This window comes from Kitasatospora sp. NPDC048194 (assembly GCF_043202455.1).
Taxonomy (GTDB): domain Bacteria; phylum Actinomycetota; class Actinomycetes; order Streptomycetales; family Streptomycetaceae; genus Kitasatospora.
Window position 1 is genome coordinate 146,722 of record NZ_JBIDAK010000017.1, and the last position, 15,374, is coordinate 162,095.

Below are 15,374 nucleotides of genomic sequence, written 5' to 3' on the forward strand. Positions count from 1 at the left end.
TCAGTTCCTTTGCTGGTCGGGCAGGCGTCCGGGGTCGATGTGATCAGCAAGGTAGATGAGGGTGGCCTCGGGGTCCATGCCGAAAGCAGCGGCGACGAGCTTGGGGTCCATCGTGTTCACGAGGTCGACGAGGCGGGTGCTGCGGATCATTCGGGGCGGGTAGCCGCAGTCGTCAAGGACGTGAGAGAGATAGGCAGTTGACGCTGGAGTTCGCCCGGCTTTCGTGCCTTTGGTGACCATGACGTGAGGGTTGTCCGTTGGCCATCCTTCTCGGTGGGCGAGGCATCGCTGCAGCACCGTCCAGGTAGCGGGGTCCAGCGGGACGGGGTGCGGGCGTTTGCCGAGCCGGACGGTCTGGGTTCGTGGGTCGATGTCGGTGATCTGCAGCATGCGGACCTCGGCGCTGGAGGCGCCGTGCAGCAGGGCGAGGATGCCGAGCAGGGCTTCGTGCGGGTGGGCGTGGTTGTCGCTGGTCCAGCGGCGGAAGAGTTCGCGCTGCTGGTCGAGGGTGAGGGTGCGGCCGCGGAAGCCGCCGGGTTCCTTCGCGGTCAGTCCGCGGGTCGGGTCGATGAGGATGAGGTGCTGCTGGCGGGCGAAGCCGAAGAACTGCCGCAGCACGGTCAGCCGGCGCTTGCGGGCCCTGGGCAGGGTGGTCAGGAAGGCTTCGATGTCGTGGACGTCGACCAGGGCCCAGTCGTTCTTGCCGCGCTGGTCCACGAGGAACACGCCCAGGTCGCGAAGGGTGGCCAGGGCAGCCTCAAGGGTGAGGTCGCTGCGGGGGCGAGTGCCGGCCCGGCGGGCCCGGTCCTGGGCCCGCATCCGGGACGCGTCGAAAGCGGCAACAGCCGGTCGGAGGGGTTCGGGGACGGCGTCGACGCGGCGCTTGCGTCGTCCGGCGGCGAGTCGTTCGGCCTGGTCGGTGGGCAGGGCCAGTCCGCGGAGGGTGAAGAAGTCCTCCAGGGTCCGCGCGAAGGTGCCCATGGACCGCCCTGGGCGGCGGGACCTGTCCAGCAGGGCCTGCGGCGAGTTGGAGTGCTCGTCCTGCAGGAGTCGGCCCAGATCGGTGATGAAGCTGCAGGCACGTGCCACGCAGTGGCGGGCCGCAACATGGGCGACGAAGTCGTCGAGCCAGCCGGGCGGGTCGGCGAGCCGGTCGCGCAGATGCTCGCCGCGGATGAAGGGGCGGCTGGGATGCTTTTGCCAGCAGGCCGAGCACAGTCCCAGTCCGGCATGACGACGCAGCTGACCGCACTCGCGGCAGAGCCGTGGCGGCTGCTTCTGCCGGGGCCTGGAACACGAGCCGCACCAGCCGGTCTCCTCACGCAGACGGCCGGGTCGGCCGCAGCGCGGACACGGCTGCTGGACGGCCAGCCGCTCGGCCTTGCGCCGACAGTCCCGGCACAGGCGGTTCCCGGCAGCGCGGACCGGATGGCCGCACTGCTCGCAGACGCGCGAACAGACGATGCACCGGCCGGTGTCCTCCTGCAGCACGCGGGCCTTGCCGCAGGACGGGCACGTCTCCTTCGCGGCCTGTTCCATCATTCGGCGCCGGCACAGGCAGCAGTGCTGGCGGTCGAGATAGCCGACCGGGGCACCGCAGGTGACGCAGTCCCGTTGCTTCTTGCCCATCGCGAAGTCCGCAGGTCACAGGGGCGGCATCGACCGGCCGCGTCCCGCGACGACGGCCTGCGAGGTGTCGGCGACGAGCCGGGGCGGGGTTGCCGGGCGTTCGACGGGGGTGGTGTCGACCTCGATCAGATCGTTGGGGGTGCACTCCAGCGCGGTGCACAACGCGGCCAGCGTCGACATCTTCACCTGCGAGGGCTCCTTGGTGAACAGCGCGGACACCGACGCGGAGGACATCTCCAGGCCGGCCTTCTCGGCCAGCAGCCGCCGCAGCTCGGTTCCGGTCCAGACCTCGCGCTGGGCGGCGGCCATCCGCAGCCGCCATCGGATCTTCATGCTGTGGTGTCCTTCCCGGTCAGCTCGGCCAGGGCGCTGGCGACCGCCCGCTGGTAGGCGTCCTCGATGAACGTCGCGGAGGGCCGGACATAACGCATGGTCGAGCTGACCGTCCAGTGACCGAGCATCTGCTGGATCGCCACCAGGTCAACCCCGCGCTCGTAGTTGTGGGTCGCGCAGGCCCGCCGCAGGGCATGCGGGCTGAACCGCTCGGCTGGCGGCCGCCCCTCAAGTTCCATGAGATAGCGGAGCCGGTTGCGGATCGTCCCGCGATGCAGTGGCCCACCGGATTCATCGGCGAACAGCACCGGTGAGTCGGGGAACTTCGGACGCACGTCCTCCAGGAACCACCGCAGCACCAGGTCAAGGCCGTCGAGCATCGGCACCCAGCGCGGCCGGGGTCCGGAGGTGTGGGCGCCTTTGCCGAAGCGGACGTGGAGCTTGCCGAACGGGCCGCGGGTGAAGTGGAGGTCCGGCTTCTCGAGCAGCGAGGCCTCCTCGGAGCGGAGCCCGGCGTGATACAGCGTCCGGAACAGCGCGTAGTCCCGGGCGGCGGGTCCGTACTTCCTGGCGGTCGCGATCCGCTGCTTCATGAAGTCGAAGAACTCGGTCACCCGCTCCGGCGTCGGTGGCGGCAGCAGGGCCGGGGAGTCGTCACCGACGTGCCGGGAGGCGTTGAACTCGTCGACGGGGCAGACCAGTCGGACGCCGAATGCGGCCTCGATCTCGGTCGCCTTGCGGGCCTGCAGGAAGCGGTGGAACCCCTTGAAGATCTGCACATACTCGCGGCGCGTCGACGTCGCCCGGCCCTTCACCGCGAGGTCGCCGACGACGCGGTCGATGTCCTCCGGGGTCACCTCCCACGCCGGCCGCCCCAGCGCGGTCAGCGTCCGCTCCAGCAGGCCGATGTCGTTGTCGATCGTCACCGGGCTGAACCCGCGGGCCCGCCAGGAGGCGACGAACGCGTCCACGCACGCCGCCTGGAAGAGCCATGGGTCCGTGACCAGCGGACCCTGCGGGACGCCGCCGCCCGCGATGACCTGCAATCTCGCCTCGGCCACCGGCACACCTTCCTCGCACCTGAACGGTCAAGGCAGCACCTTGAAAGCCTGGGCACTACCGCGAGAACCAACGAGGACCGCAGAAGGAGGAAACGGCCAGGTCGCAGCGGCAACTCGTGTGAGGGAACAAGTGCCAGCCCCAGATGAGTGGGGACAGGTGTTCGGCGACGAGGTCCTCGCCACCGCCATCCTTGACCGGCTCCTCCACCACTGCGACGTGATCTCGATCAACGGGCCCAGCTACCGGCTGAAGAACCGCCTCACCGCAATCGAACGCGAGACTGACGCGGCCTGACCGACGACGGCTTCAGAGGTCGACCCAGGAATTTGCGGCCGAGCGGTCGTGCCACCCACGGAAGTACCAGTCGGCCAGATCACCGAGACGCTCGATGCAGTCCTCGTAGTAGCTGTCCGGAACCGGCCTTGGGAAGTTCGCATGTGAGGTCCACGACGGAACCCACTTCGCAACCTCGTAGAACCCCTCGGCGACCCAGCGATCAAGCTTCTCGTCTCCCTGGAGTCGCTCGCACGCCGCACGCATGGCCCGCTCCAGGCGGCTGAAGGCCGCCCGGTCCCATTCCAGATCACCTCGCAGCCGAAGGAGGAAGCTTCCTTCCTCCGCATCAAACTCCTGCCTCAGAACACCCATGACCTCGTTCACAAGCGAGATCATGACACCCGCGGCAGACACCGAGCACAGGCTGAGCAACTGAACTTTTCCGGCGCCCACCCGCAGCAGGAGCTGAGCACGTTCAGCCGTACTTCGCTGAGCACTTCAACGAGTACGCAGACAGTTGACCACGAAGTTGGCCACCACGGCGTCGAACGAGCCGTCCGAGAAGGGGAGCTCGGGAAGCACCGCATGCCGGACCTCCGCCCCCGGGGCGTTCGCGGCCGCCAGCGCCACCATGCCCGGCTCGGCGTCCACTGCCACGACCTCGGCGCCCCGAGCCAGCACCGCCGCCGCGACCGTGCCAGGCCCGGTGCCGACGTCCAGCACTCGCGTCCCGGCGCCGACCTCGGCTGCATCCAACAGCGCCCCGGCCGTTGCTCCGCACAGGGCCGCGAAGCTCCCCGCGTATGCATCTACCGCGCCCGCCCACATCCGCCGCTCGTGCGCGTCGAACTCGCCAGCCATAGTCTGCCCTCCCCAGGTTCAGATCGTGTCGCCAGCCTAGCCGGGCGCCCGAAGCAAGATCGCGGGCTGGGGATGCTGTCACCCAGCCGCTCGGCGTTGTGCTGGGCGGCGAAGTCAGCGTCAGTGGGTCCCGGTAGGAACGGAAAGTCCGAACCGCCGGCTGCTCGGCTGGGTCGAGGCGCTTGGCGACGGCTGGGGCACCTACATCCAGGGCCGCCTGATCACCGAGGCCACCGACGGCGATCCCTGGCTCTCCATGGACGTGCCCCACGCCGTCGCCCTGCTCCGTGTGGCCCGCGACTAGCAGCTGACCTGACCCGCAGCGCCGCGTTGTGGGGCGTCTTGTGAGTGGTCTTGTGGAACGGCCGCCGCTTGACTCATAGCTCCCTGAGATGTCTCTCTTGCCCTTTGTCTTGGTGGTGGAGGTTAGGTCGGTCGGTTCGGCGTAGTCCGAACCCGGTGGTGTCCACTGACGCGTGTCGGGGTCTGTGAGGAGGGCGCGGTGTCAGGGGCGGCGGTTGTTCGTCGGGGGTCGGTGGTCAGCGGTCTGATGCCTGCCTGGACGGGGATGCGAGCCAGCCGGCTTGGGTGGCGCGCACGCCGGCCTGGAAGCGGCTGCGGGCGTCGAGGCGTTCCATGAGGTCGGTGGCGATGCGGCGGGCGGTGCGGGGTGAGACGCCGAGGCGCTTGGCGATGGCGTCGTCGGTGTGGCCGTCGGCCAACAGGGTCAGGGCGGTCCGCTCCTGGGCGGTGAGTCCGTGTTCGTCGGGCCGGGCGGTGGCGCCGAGCGGCTGGGCGCTGGCCCAGACGGTCTCGAACAGGGCGCACAGTGCGGTCAGCATCCCTTGGCCGGTGAGCACGACGGCGCCGGCCGCGGTGTCGTTGCTGTGGACCGGGATGACGGCCGTGGTCCGGTCGACCACGATCATCCGAGTGGGGAGCGCGGGCGTGGTGCGGACCTGGCCGCCATGGGAGGCGAGCCAGTTGACGTACTCGACGGTGTGCGGGCTGTTGCGGACACTGTCCAGGTAGACGGTCCGCATCCGGATGCCGCGCCCGAGCAGGTCCAGGTCCAGGGGCTTGGCGGCCTCGATGTTCTCGGGCTTCTGCCCGCCGTCGGGCGCGAAGGTCATGACCTCCTCGCGCACCTCCCGGGTGAGGGTGGTGAGCCGGTCCCGGATCTGGTCGAGGCCCACGAGCTGTTCGATGCCGGGGCTGTTGGCGGCCGGCCGCAGGTCGGCGTAGTCGGCGATGAGCTGCGCGGCCGCCGCCCTGGAGGCTTCGATGCGCAGTTGCTGCGCGGCGAGCTCGGCCTGCTGGCGGGCCATCAGGGTCTCCATCCCGATCTCGGGGGAGACGGCCCACAGTTCGCCCTCGCGGTCGGCGGACGGACGGATCAGGGCCAGTTCACTGAGGGTGTCCAGGGCCTGCCTTACCTGCGGGTCGGTCAGCGACAGCCGTACCCCGAGGGCGTGGACGCCGTCCTGCGGGTGGGCAAGCATCGCCCGGTAGACCGCCTCTGAGATTGCGTCCAGCCCCAGTGCCGTAAGCATGCCCTGCCCCACCCCCGTGAAGAACCCGCGTTCGAGCGCACGCGATCATTCCACATCCGCGAGGATCGCGGTCATCGGCCCCGCGGACGGTTCCGGCCATGGACCCAAGCGTCCTGGGCCATCCCCTTCACGCCAATTGCCCAGTTCGGCACGCTCGGTCCATGTACCTCGTCCACGCCGCCCTGCAGCCGGCTCCGCCCGGCCGTCCGCTTCCCGGTGATGCCCGCGAACTCCTGTGGGCCGCGGTGCGCCCCGAGGACGGGGTCGAGCACGTCGTCGTCCATCCGGACGCCGTCCCGGACCCCGTGCTGGGTGTCTACGTGCTCGCCAACTCCCTCGCTTCGGCGGAGCACCGGGCCTCCGAGTTCTGCCGCCGCGCGCTGGTGGCCGTGCCCGAGTTCGCCGGGTGGAAGGCGATGAAGGTCGCCGCACCGCTCGTCACGCCGTTCTACGAGCGCCTGCTGTCCGCCCCGGCCGGTCCTGGCCGGAACGGTCCAGGGACGCTTCCGTCCAGCTGAGAACCCTTCCACCCGCTCTGACCAGCGACGAAGCTAGTGGTCGTCGGAAGGGGACACCGCCCGGACGACAACCGGAGAGAGCGTCACCGCGGGACGCCCACACCGGAAGCCCACACCATCCCCGTCGCACCCGAAGAGGACACCGTCATGCTCCGCACCGTCACCGCCAAGGCCGCCGCGGTCGCCGCCCTCGCCCTCGCCGTTGTGGTCCCCGGCGTAGCCGCCCAGGCGGCTCCTGCCCAGCCGGTCATTTCCGCTCAGCCCGACAACATGATCTGGGGCTGACCTCGCGCCGGGCCGCACCATCCCGCCGACCGGCTGCTCCTGCAGGGCAGCCGCCCGGCCCTCCCTGACCGGCCTGGCGCACGCCACGACCCACGCCACGCTCTTCCCGCCTCCGGACCGCCCGCCGTGCCCAGGCCCCTGAGCCGGGCACGCGACGTGTGGCGGCCGCCGCACCGACGGATTCAGCGGCTACCTCCCGCGGACGAACCACGGGCACGCAGCGCGCTCGCCGAAAGCTTCTCGCCGGTCTGTCACCGGCACTCCATCACCTGATCTCTTTCTTCCTGCTCACAGACCTTCTGGAGTCATGTCATGTCCAAGGCCGCCATTCGCCGTGCCGCCGCGCTGAGCACCGCCGCCGCCTTCCTGCCCATCAGCCTCGCTCTGGGCGCCTCGCCGGCCTCCGCCAGCGTCGGGAGCTCCATCGCCGCCACCGCGCAGGCGAACCTCGGCGACAAGGCCTGCTCGACCAACAGCGCAGGAGGAAAGGGCTACTACAGCAGCTGCACCGGGGGCCCTGAGGCCTGGTGCGCGGATTTCGCCAAGTGGGTCTGGGCCCAGAACGGTGTCGACGTGAACGGCCTCACCCCGGGCGCCGGCAGCTTCGGCCGCTACAACGGCGGGCTGCACAGCACCCCGCACGTCGGCGACGCGATCCTCTTCAACTACAACAACGGCTACGCCGACCACGTTGCCCTCGTGACCGCCGTCGGCAACGGCACCATCACCACCATCGGCGGCAACGAGCACGGTGTGAGCGGCAACTGGTCCGCGACCTCCATCGTCCAGCAGTCCACCCACAGCTCGGCGATCGGCTACAGCTGGGGCGGCCAGCGCATCAGCGGCTACGTCTCGCCGCGCGGCGGAAACGACTCCGGCGCGAGCGGCGCCCCCGCTCCCGCCCTGCCCCCGGGCAACCACGTGTACGACAACATCCGCTTCGCGAACGCCAGCTGGCAGGGCGCCGCACTCGCCGACGGCGGCGCCGACGTCTCCCAGGTGGCCACCGCTTCGCTGCCCAACGGCGACACCCACGTCCTCACCCTCGTCAACGGCTCGGTGTACGACAACGTCCGTTTCGCCAACGGCACCTGGCAGGGCGCCGCGCTCGCCGACGGCGGCGGCCACATCGATCAGATCGCCGCGGTCGGCATGCCCAACGGCGACATGCACGTCGAGACCCTGTCCGGCGGCGTGGTGTACGACAACGTCCGTTTCGCCAACGGCACCTGGCAGGGGGCCAAGGTCGCCGACGGCGGCGGGTCGGTGGGTGCGATCTCCGTCGCGGCGCTGCCCAACGGTGACATGCACCTGGTGACGCTCACCGGCGGCTCGGTCTACGACAACGTTCGCCACGCTGACGGCACCTGGCAGGGCGCCCAGGTCTTCGACGACGGAGGCTACGTCTCCTCCGTCGCCGCGGTCGGCATGCCCAACGGCGACATGCACGTCGAAACCCTCAACAGCGGATCGGTCTACGACAACGTCCGTTTCGCCAACGGCACCTGGCAGGGCGCCGCGGTCGCCGACAACGGTGGCGGGGTCGGCGCGGTCTCCGTCGCGGCGCTGCCCAACGGTGACATGCACCTGGTGACGCTCACCGGCGGCTCGGTCTACGACAACGTCCGCCACGCCGACGGCACCTGGCAGGGCGCCGCGCTCGCCGACGGTGGCGGCCACGTCAACGCCATCTCCGCCGCGGGCATGCCCAACGGCGACATGCACCTGGAGACCCTCGCCAAGTAACGGATCGCCGACGATCCACACCCTGACCGCCCGGTCCCGCTCCAGGGGCCGGGCGGTCGCCCTCGCCGCCACCACAGCCCTGACCGGCAACACCACCCGGTCCTGCCGGCCACCCTACGGGTCCTGCCCGCCACCCCTCTCGGCGCCAGGCGCCCGGACCAGCCACTCACCCCGTGCGTCCACCACCGCAGAATCCCAGGAGCCCACCCCATGCCCGCACGCGCTCTCAAGGCCCCCCTCCTGCGCCGGATGTCCGCCGCTGCCGTACTGACGGCGCTCTGCGCCCCGCTGCTCGTTACTACGGAGGCCTCGGCCGCCTCGGTGTCCACCTGGGACAAGGTCGCGGCGTGCGAGAGCAGCGGCAACTGGAGCATCGTCAGCGCCAACCGGCTCTACTACGGCGGGCTCCAGCTCAGCCTCGACAACTGGCGCCACTACGGCGGCCTCAACTACGCCGCCCGCCCGGACCTGGCGACCAAGCAGCAGCAGATCCTCATCGCCGAGAAGATCCTCGCCGACCAGGGCGCAGGCGCCTGGCCGGCGTGCGCGCCGGGCACCGGCCTCGCCACCGACCGCACGGACCCCTACCCCGCACCCACCCCGGCCCCCGCGCCAAGCTGGAAGGCACAGGTACTGGTGAACGGTGGCGGCGGAATCTTCCACGCGACCCGCGACGCGTCGGGCAACTGGTCGGGCTTCGCCAACGTCGCCGCCCAGACCGGGGACATCGGCCCCGTCGGCTCGCTGGCCGACGCCGGGATCAACGGCGACACGCACGTGGTGGCGGTCGGCGGCAACGGCGACATCTACCACGCCGTCCGGTTCGCCGACGGCCAGTGGGGCGCCTTCGGCGACGTCAGCTCGCAGGCCGGCTCCCTGAGCTCCGTGACCAAGGTGTCAGCCGTGTCGATCGGTTCGGAGCTGAACGTGCTGGCGGTCGCGAGCGGACGGCTGTTCCACACCGTGCGGCACGCGGACGGGACCTGGGCCGCGTTCGCCGACGTCCAGTCCCAGGCCGGTTCGCTGCCAGCGGCGGTGACCAGCGCGTCCGAGGCCTCCGTGAACGGACAGCTGCAGGTGGCCGCGGTGGCCGGCGGACGCGTGTACCACTCGGTCCGCGCCGCCAACGGCACGTGGAGCGCCTGGGGCGACGTGTACTCGATGGCCGGAGACGCGGGCGCCGCGACCGACGTTGCGATGACCGGGACCGGTGCCGACGTGCAGATCGTCATCGCGTCGAACGGCGGCACGAAGCAGTACCACGGCGCCAGGCTCGCCAGCGGCCAGTGGATGCCGCTGAGCGACCTGGCCCCGGTGGCGGGCTCGTTCACCACGACGTCGGTGAGCGCCGCGACGGTCGCCGGCGAGCTCCAGGCCACCTTCGTCACGACGGACAACCGCGTCCTGCACGCGATCCGCCACACCGACGGCAGCTGGCAGAACGCCACCGCGATTAACCTGACCGGCGTCTACGGCAACCACTACGCGGCCAGCATCACCGGGACCCTCTGACACCTCAGAGGACCACCATCAGCAAGCGTCGGGGCGCCCGCCCCGGGAGCTAACGTCCCGCTGCCGGGGACGCAACGGGACGTCTTTGGCGCCGGCGCCTGGTGGAGGTGCGTCTGTCTCAAAGGCTGGCGGTCGAGATCGTTTGAGAATCCGGGTCGATTGGGGTGCATCGGGTCGGTGCATCCGAGTGTTCGAGTGGAACGCGAGGGTGCTGGGCCAGTCGGCGAGCTTCGGTCATGACCTCTGCATCGAGCTCCGATGGTGTTTGGCCGTTCCACGTAGCTACCACCGCAGATACCACCGCAGGCGCCACCGTAGGTACCTCCGCAGGTATCACCGTAGGTACCCCGCCGCTTCCGGCCGCGTCCGCGTGTTTCCGCAGCTCAGAAGCCATTTTCGGGCGGCCGGTAAATCCGACAACCCCTTCTGTCCATCCCTTTCCCCGGCTTGCTGGTAGGTGGAGGGGCGGTGGTGGGTGACGGTCCGGCCGGCAGGGGTCTGACCCTGCGGGGCTGTGATGGTTGGTGAGCGCCCGGCGAACACCGGACGCCCCCGGGGCCCGGCCGGGCCGGGCCCGCGGTGATCCTCCGCCGGGCCTCCCCGGTCCGGCTGGACTGTCGACGCCGACCGGATCCGGCACTGGCCCTCCTTGGCCGGCCGATGTCCCGCGGACGGCCCCTGACGGCGATCACCGCCCCTGGCGCACTGTCCGGCCCCCGGGGTGCGGTCCGGCCCAGGGAGGCCCGGGAAGGGCCCTTCCCGGGCCTCCTGAGCTTGTGGTTTATCCAGACCCTGGTTGGTCGACTGGTCTACCAGTCGACTGTTCCGTCCTTCCGGAGCATCGGTCGGTAGGCCGTTCCGCTCCAGTCACGGTCGTCGTAGTGCGCCATCGCCTGGGTGATGCCGTGGAGCCATGCGGCGAGGCTCGGCCAGCCGACGAAGTAGGCGGAGTCGTCGTGCGGAGCCCGGCCGAGGTGGTTGTGCCACAGGCCGGGACCAGCGTGAATGAAGTGTTCGTCGCCGTCGCCGCCGGCGAACGGCACCCACAGCATTCCCCACCATGGATCGTCCTGCTGGTCCGGATCGTCGGCATCCCAGATCCTCATCCGCATGTCGCGGATCTCGACAATCCTCTCGGTGGAGTACATAGGGCCGCACGGGAGGACCCCGACGGACGAACCGTCGCCGTTGTGACAGAGCAACGACTCCCGTAGATCAGCGGGAATCGGGAATCCGAGCCGCTCCTCCGCTCTGCTGATGGCTTCGGGCGATGCGGGCAGCTGGAGCTCGGCCAGGCTTGCCGGCGCGTGCTCCGCCAGCCAGGCGTCAATGAAGGTCCAGGACTCGGTCACTGAAGCGATCACCGGGCTGATGCCGATGCGTGGAGGCTCGATCATGGGTCATAGCCTCGCAGGACGCTGTGACACAACCACCTACCCCGTGCGGCGGGGTTTGGTGCCGACCTTGTGGTGGGTCGGTTTGCGGTAGGACTCGCCGGTGGCCAGGAGCAGGCCCACGTCGTAGCGGGTCGCGGGGCGGCGGTTCTTCGAGCCGGGTGGGCGGCCGGGGCCGGGCCGGAGGGTTTCGGCACTGTTGCCGGTGTTGAGGCTTTGGCACGCAGGTGTCGGAACCCACGGCGGACCCGGGCGGGAGTGAGCCTGTTCGGTTCGGTTGGCTTCTCCCAGGGGCGTCGTAGGTCGGTCGCCAGGGGCCGGGCGAGGCGTAGTTGGGTGTGGGCGGCGACCATGATCCAGGTCCAGCGGTCCGCTGCCTCGGGGTCGCGGAGTTTCGGTGTGGTCCAGCCGAGCGTTTGCTTGATCATTCTGAAGAAGTGCTCGATGTCGAACCGTCGCAGGAAGGTCTGCCAGGCCAGGTCGGTCTCCGCCGGACCGGCTGTCGGTCGTGACCACCACAGCCACAAGGGCTTGGGGTCGCCGCCGCTGGGCAGGTGGTCGACCTGGAGGCGGATGACGGTGCCCTCGATGACTGGGAGCTTGCCGGGGTGGTCCCGCCAGGCGGCGCGCTGCTGGAGTTCGGGGTGGAGCCGGTCCCAGCTCTGGGCATGGGCGGTGCCGTAGCGGGTGGTCTCCACCTTCGTCTCCGCGTCCGGGGTGCCCCAGGTCCGGGAGTCCTTGAAGATGAACTCGCCGCCGTGCTTGGGCGGCCGGCCCCCGGCCGGGTTGGCCAGCGCGAACTCCGCGCGGGTCGGTGCCGGGCGGCGCATCACCCGGTCCGAGCGCAGGCGTCCCAGAATCTCGACGGGCAGGTCGCGCAGGAGCCAGGACAGGCGCATCACGTCGTAGCCGGCATCGGTCACGATCCACACCGCAGGGTCGCCCGGGCGCCACTGGCCTGCGGCGATCAGGCGCTCGACCAGATCCCGCAGCTGCGAGGCGGTCACCGCGGCGAGGTCGTCGCCCGGCCGCAGCCGGACGGCGTCCAGCGGCGCGACCCACGAGGTCCGGTCCGATTCCAGGGCGACGACCCAGGAGTAGGGCCAGCCCGGGATCATCAGGTGCTTGTTCTCACCACGGCCGTAGGTGTGACAGAACGAGCGGGCGTCGCTGGTGGCGGCGTCCGGCCGCAGCCACGGGGAGACGTCTACCGCCAGGACCAGGCGGCCGTCGGCGGCGCGCGGCAGCGGCAGACTGGCCAGCTCGGTCCGCAGCCGCTCGACGTCCAGGCGGCCGCGGTTCAGCGCGCCGTACAGGGCGCCGTGGCCGCGCCGGTGCTCGGGAGCCAGCGCCAGGCCGACCAGGGTCTTGACCGGGCCGTCGGTGCACAGCACCGCGTCCGCGAGCTCGAACAGCGCGTCGCGCCGTCCGATCAGGCAGTCGTAGAAGACCCCCCGGAAGCGTGACAGTTCCGCGAACGGCTCGCACTGCACGCCCTGTTCCACCACACTCATTACTACCGCCTTCGCGTCAAGTCCTGCACCTCTTGGTCGAGTTCAGGATCACGCGAAGGCCGCTTCCGCGTCCCGTGAACACCCGGACGAGTGATCACCAGGTCCGCCTGTTCGAGACCGCTGGATAAATCACAAGCTGAGTGCCTGTGTCTACGAAGATGTTGTCTTTCCGGGCGTGAGGGGTGTGTTTCCGCTGATCAGGCATAGGGTCGGTGGTCTCGGGGAGCGGTGACGTGTCGAGTCGTCGCTCTGGTGGAGGTCGGGATGCCGTCGGTCGTGGGCTTCTGGAACAACGCGAGCTCACCGCTCGCCGTCGTTTGGACGAACTGCGGGAGGAGGCCGACCGGATCCAGGCCGAGCTGGCCGTGGCCGAGCGGGAGTGGAACGAGTGGGTCATCGCCCGCTCGCGCGTCGGCGAGGTGCTGGCGCCGGACGACGGCGATGCCGTCGGCCCCGGGACCTCCCAGGATCTGCGGGCTCCCGGTGAACAGCCGGTGCAGCACGAGCTCCAGGAGGCGGCGAAGCCGAAATCGATGGTGCCGATCTGGCGCGCGGGGCTGGCCTGGTCGGCATTGTCGGTGGACTACCAGCGCATCCTGCAGGCTCTCGCGGACCGGAACCGGCTCGGTCAAGGTCTGCTGACGTGCCAGGAGATGGCCGTAGCCTTCGGCTTGGACCCGGTGCCGGGGAAGGTCGAGGCGCTGCGGTCGAAGGCGAAGCGGCTGGTGGCCCGGGGCTGGCTGGCCGAGCCGGTATCTGGCCGGTTCACGCTCGCGAAGGGCGTGGCCGGGCCAGGCGCCGGGTCATGAGCATCGTCATCGACCAGTAGACCATCGCCTCGGCACTGCTGGTGGATCGCTCGAAGTCGCGCACGAGGCGACGGCTTCGCATCAGGTGAGCGAAAAGCCGCTCCACGATCCAGCGTTTGGGCAGCACGACGAAACCGCGCATGTCGTCGCTGCGCTTGACGATCGCGAGGACCAGGGCGAGGGCGGCGAGGCAGTACTCGATGAGGCTGCCGGTGTAGCCGCCGTCGGCCCAGACCAGGGCCAGCAGGTGGTGCGCGGCGGCGACCTGGGCCAGCAGGACCTGGGCGGCGGCGCGGTCGCCGACATCCGCGGCGGTGACCATCACCGCCAGCAGCAGGCCGAGGGTGTCGACCACGACGTGCCGCTTGCGGCCGTTGATCAGCTTGCCGCCGTCGAAGCCGCGGCTGTCGGATCCGACGACGGCGTCCGCCTTGACCGACTGGGAGTCGATCACGCCCGCGCTCGGCTCCGGATCTCGGCCCGCCTTCTCGCGAACCTTGCGGCGGAGCCGGTCGTGGAACTCCTTGACCAGACCGTGGTCGCGCCAGCGGCGGAAGAACGCGAAAACCCGGTCCCACGGAGGGAAGTCCGCCGGCATCGCGCGCCACTTGATGCCGTTGTCGACCAGATAGCGAATTGCGTCCAGCATCGTCCGGTGGCAGTACGCCTCCGGCTGCCCGCCCTGGCCTCGCAGCCAGCCCGGCACCGGCAGCAGCGGCCTCACCGCCGCCCACTCGGCGTCGGACATGTCCGTCGGATAGCGGGGCGCGCGCATCCCGTGGTCGGCGGCGTTTCCGAACCGGTGAGCCAGGCAGTCACACGTGAGGGTGACCGAGGTGGACTCCGCCCCCGCGGTGCCGTAAAACTGCGACAACAGGGCCTCCATAAGGTGTTGGGTGGCCCGGGAGGGCCGGATGTGGCTAATGGGGTCTTGCCTTCAGTGGCTCCTCCGGAGTGGCCGTCCGGCTCTCCGGGGCGCCCTGGCTGCTGATTGAGATATGCGCGCTACGTGCGGTCGCTGTTTATGGAGATGACGGCGGGGTGTTCCTCGGGCCAACGGGATGCGGGTGGGATCGAGGAGGGTTGAGTGAGCGAGCGAAGTGCCCACGTCTGGGCGGGTGTTGACGCCGGGAAGGGCCATCACTGGGCGGCTGTGGTCGACGAGACCGGCGCAACGCTGTGGTCGAAGAAGATCGACAATGACGAGACGGCGATCCTGACCGCCCTCGGTGAGATCCTTGGCCTCGCCGACGAGGTCCACTGGGCGGTGGACATCCCCGGAACGTCTTCCGCCCTGCTGCTGGCCCTGCTTGCGGCCCATGGCCAGCGGGCCGTCTACGTGCCCGGGCGGACCGTCAACCGCATGTCCGGCGCCTACCGGGGCGAGGCGAAGACCGACGCCCGCGACGCCTACGTCATCGCCGAGACCGCCCGGCACCGGCGGGACTTCACAGCGATCGCCGTGCCCGCCCAGCTTGCGGCCGACCTCGCGCTGCTGACCGCGCACCGCTCTGACCTGGTCGCCGACCGGGTTCGGATGATCAACCGGCTCCGCGACGTGCTGACCGGGATTTTCCCCGCCCTGGAGCGGGCCTTCGACTATTCCTGCCACAAGGGCGCCCTGGTCCTGCTGACCGGCTACCAGACCCCGGCCGCGATCCGCCGCCGCGGCCGGGCCCGGCTGACGGCCTGGCTCGCCAATCGCAGCGTCCGCGGCGCCGACGCGGTGGCAGCCACCGCGCTGGAGGCCGCCGAGGCCCAGCGCACCGTGCTGCCCGGCGAGGACGTCGCCGCCGCGATCGTCGCCGACCTGGCCGCACAGATCCTGGCCCTGGACGACCGGATCAAGCGGATCGACAAGCAGATCCGCGACACCTTCCAC

At 70.3% G+C, this 15,374-nt stretch carries 13 protein-coding genes and 3 pseudogenes; 7 read left to right on the plus strand and 9 right to left on the minus strand.

The genetic code is table 11. The features are described from left to right. The 3 genes from ACGF07_RS21605 to ACGF07_RS21615 are packed head-to-tail and all read right to left on the minus strand — an operon-like array spanning window position 1 to window position 3,023. Window positions 1-1,629, minus strand: coding sequence for an integrase (locus ACGF07_RS21605; protein WP_392901213.1), 1,629 nt, complete (start codon window positions 1,627-1,629; stop codon window positions 1-3). A gap of 15 nt (window positions 1,630-1,644) precedes the next feature. Next, window positions 1,645-1,962, minus strand: coding sequence for a helix-turn-helix domain-containing protein (locus ACGF07_RS21610; RefSeq protein WP_392901215.1), 318 nt, complete (start codon window positions 1,960-1,962; stop codon window positions 1,645-1,647). Continuing rightward, complete coding sequence (locus ACGF07_RS21615) at window positions 1,959-3,023, minus strand: tyrosine-type recombinase/integrase (RefSeq protein ID WP_392901217.1); 1,065 nt, start codon at window positions 3,021-3,023, stop codon at window positions 1,959-1,961. Before ACGF07_RS21615 ends, ACGF07_RS21610 begins: the two co-directional genes overlap by 4 nt. Window positions 3,024-3,168: 145 nt before the next feature. On the opposite strand from ACGF07_RS21615, the pseudogene ACGF07_RS21620 reads away from it, so the two are divergent. Next, window positions 3,169-3,318, plus strand: a pseudogene (locus ACGF07_RS21620) (ATP-binding protein); the annotation flags it as partial. Window positions 3,319-3,330: 12 nt separating this feature from the next. Here the strand turns inward: ACGF07_RS21620 and ACGF07_RS21625 are convergent. The 3 genes and pseudogenes from ACGF07_RS21625 to ACGF07_RS21635 form a co-directional block, all read right to left on the minus strand. Then, on the minus strand, window positions 3,331-3,684 hold the full coding sequence (locus ACGF07_RS21625; RefSeq protein ID WP_392901219.1) for a hypothetical protein: 354 nt from the start codon (window positions 3,682-3,684) through the stop codon (window positions 3,331-3,333). 132 nt (window positions 3,685-3,816) lie between these two features. Then, window positions 3,817-4,161 (minus strand): annotated as a pseudogene (locus ACGF07_RS21630) (class I SAM-dependent methyltransferase); the annotation flags it as partial. A gap of 539 nt (window positions 4,162-4,700) precedes the next feature. Further along, complete coding sequence (locus ACGF07_RS21635) at window positions 4,701-5,714, minus strand: LuxR C-terminal-related transcriptional regulator (protein ID WP_392901221.1); 1,014 nt, start codon at window positions 5,712-5,714, stop codon at window positions 4,701-4,703. 161 nt (window positions 5,715-5,875) lie between these two features. Between ACGF07_RS21635 and ACGF07_RS21640 the strand changes: the two genes are divergently transcribed. The 4 genes from ACGF07_RS21640 to ACGF07_RS21655 all read left to right on the plus strand — a co-directional run bounded on the left by ACGF07_RS21640 (window position 5,876) and on the right by ACGF07_RS21655 (window position 9,775). Continuing rightward, complete coding sequence (locus ACGF07_RS21640) at window positions 5,876-6,232, plus strand: hypothetical protein (protein WP_392901223.1); 357 nt, start codon at window positions 5,876-5,878, stop codon at window positions 6,230-6,232. A 147-nt stretch (window positions 6,233-6,379) separates the two neighbouring features. Continuing rightward, window positions 6,380-6,517 (plus strand): hypothetical protein, encoded by a 138-nt coding sequence (locus ACGF07_RS21645; RefSeq protein WP_392901225.1) that lies wholly within the window; start codon window positions 6,380-6,382, stop codon window positions 6,515-6,517. 312 nt (window positions 6,518-6,829) lie between these two features. Then, the gene (locus ACGF07_RS21650) at window positions 6,830-8,263 is read left to right on the plus strand and encodes a CHAP domain-containing protein (RefSeq protein WP_392901227.1); all 1,434 of its coding nucleotides are present in this window, start codon (window positions 6,830-6,832) and stop codon (window positions 8,261-8,263) included. A gap of 210 nt (window positions 8,264-8,473) precedes the next feature. After that, complete coding sequence (locus tag ACGF07_RS21655; protein ID WP_392901229.1) at window positions 8,474-9,775, plus strand: transglycosylase family protein; 1,302 nt, start codon at window positions 8,474-8,476, stop codon at window positions 9,773-9,775. Between the two features lie 809 nt (window positions 9,776-10,584). Here the strand turns inward: ACGF07_RS21655 and ACGF07_RS21660 are convergent. Beyond that, entirely contained in the window at window positions 10,585-11,172 is a 588-nt protein-coding gene (locus tag ACGF07_RS21660; protein ID WP_050366990.1) for an SMI1/KNR4 family protein, read from the minus strand. Between the two features lie 36 nt (window positions 11,173-11,208). Then, window positions 11,209-12,683 (minus strand): annotated as a pseudogene (locus ACGF07_RS21665) (NF041680 family putative transposase). Between the two features lie 317 nt (window positions 12,684-13,000). On the opposite strand from ACGF07_RS21665, the gene ACGF07_RS21670 reads away from it, so the two are divergent. After that, window positions 13,001-13,492 (plus strand): hypothetical protein, encoded by a 492-nt coding sequence (locus ACGF07_RS21670; RefSeq protein ID WP_392901245.1) that lies wholly within the window; start codon window positions 13,001-13,003, stop codon window positions 13,490-13,492. On the opposite strand, the gene ACGF07_RS21675 is transcribed toward ACGF07_RS21670, so the two are convergent. Beyond that, entirely contained in the window at window positions 13,449-14,240 is a 792-nt protein-coding gene (locus ACGF07_RS21675; protein WP_392901231.1) for an IS5 family transposase, read from the minus strand. The genes ACGF07_RS21670 and ACGF07_RS21675 overlap by 44 nt on opposite strands. A 339-nt stretch (window positions 14,241-14,579) precedes the next feature. Here ACGF07_RS21675 and ACGF07_RS21680 point away from each other — a divergent pair. Then, window positions 14,580-15,374, plus strand: a 795-nt coding sequence (locus ACGF07_RS21680) for an IS110 family transposase (protein WP_392901233.1), incomplete at its 3' end; no start/stop codon positions are given.

Excerpts from the sequence above, each read along its gene's own strand:
- ACGF07_RS21605 (WP_392901213.1), bottom strand. The coding sequence starts at position 1,629 with ATGGGCAAGAAGCAACGGGACTGCGTCACCTGCGGTGCCCCGGTCGGC.
- ACGF07_RS21610 (WP_392901215.1), bottom strand. The coding sequence starts at position 1,962 with ATGAAGATCCGATGGCGGCTGCGGATGGCCGCCGCCCAGCGCGAGGTC.
- ACGF07_RS21635 (WP_392901221.1), bottom strand. The coding sequence starts at position 5,714 with ATGCTTACGGCACTGGGGCTGGACGCAATCTCAGAGGCGGTCTACCGG.
- ACGF07_RS21640 (WP_392901223.1), top strand. The coding sequence starts at position 5,876 with ATGTACCTCGTCCACGCCGCCCTGCAGCCGGCTCCGCCCGGCCGTCCG.
- ACGF07_RS21645 (WP_392901225.1), top strand. The coding sequence starts at position 6,380 with ATGCTCCGCACCGTCACCGCCAAGGCCGCCGCGGTCGCCGCCCTCGCC.
- ACGF07_RS21650 (WP_392901227.1), top strand. The coding sequence starts at position 6,830 with ATGTCCAAGGCCGCCATTCGCCGTGCCGCCGCGCTGAGCACCGCCGCC.
- ACGF07_RS21655 (WP_392901229.1), top strand. The coding sequence starts at position 8,474 with ATGCCCGCACGCGCTCTCAAGGCCCCCCTCCTGCGCCGGATGTCCGCC.
- ACGF07_RS21660 (WP_050366990.1), bottom strand. The coding sequence starts at position 11,172 with ATGATCGAGCCTCCACGCATCGGCATCAGCCCGGTGATCGCTTCAGTG.
- ACGF07_RS21675 (WP_392901231.1), bottom strand. The coding sequence starts at position 14,240 with ATGTCCGACGCCGAGTGGGCGGCGGTGAGGCCGCTGCTGCCGGTGCCG.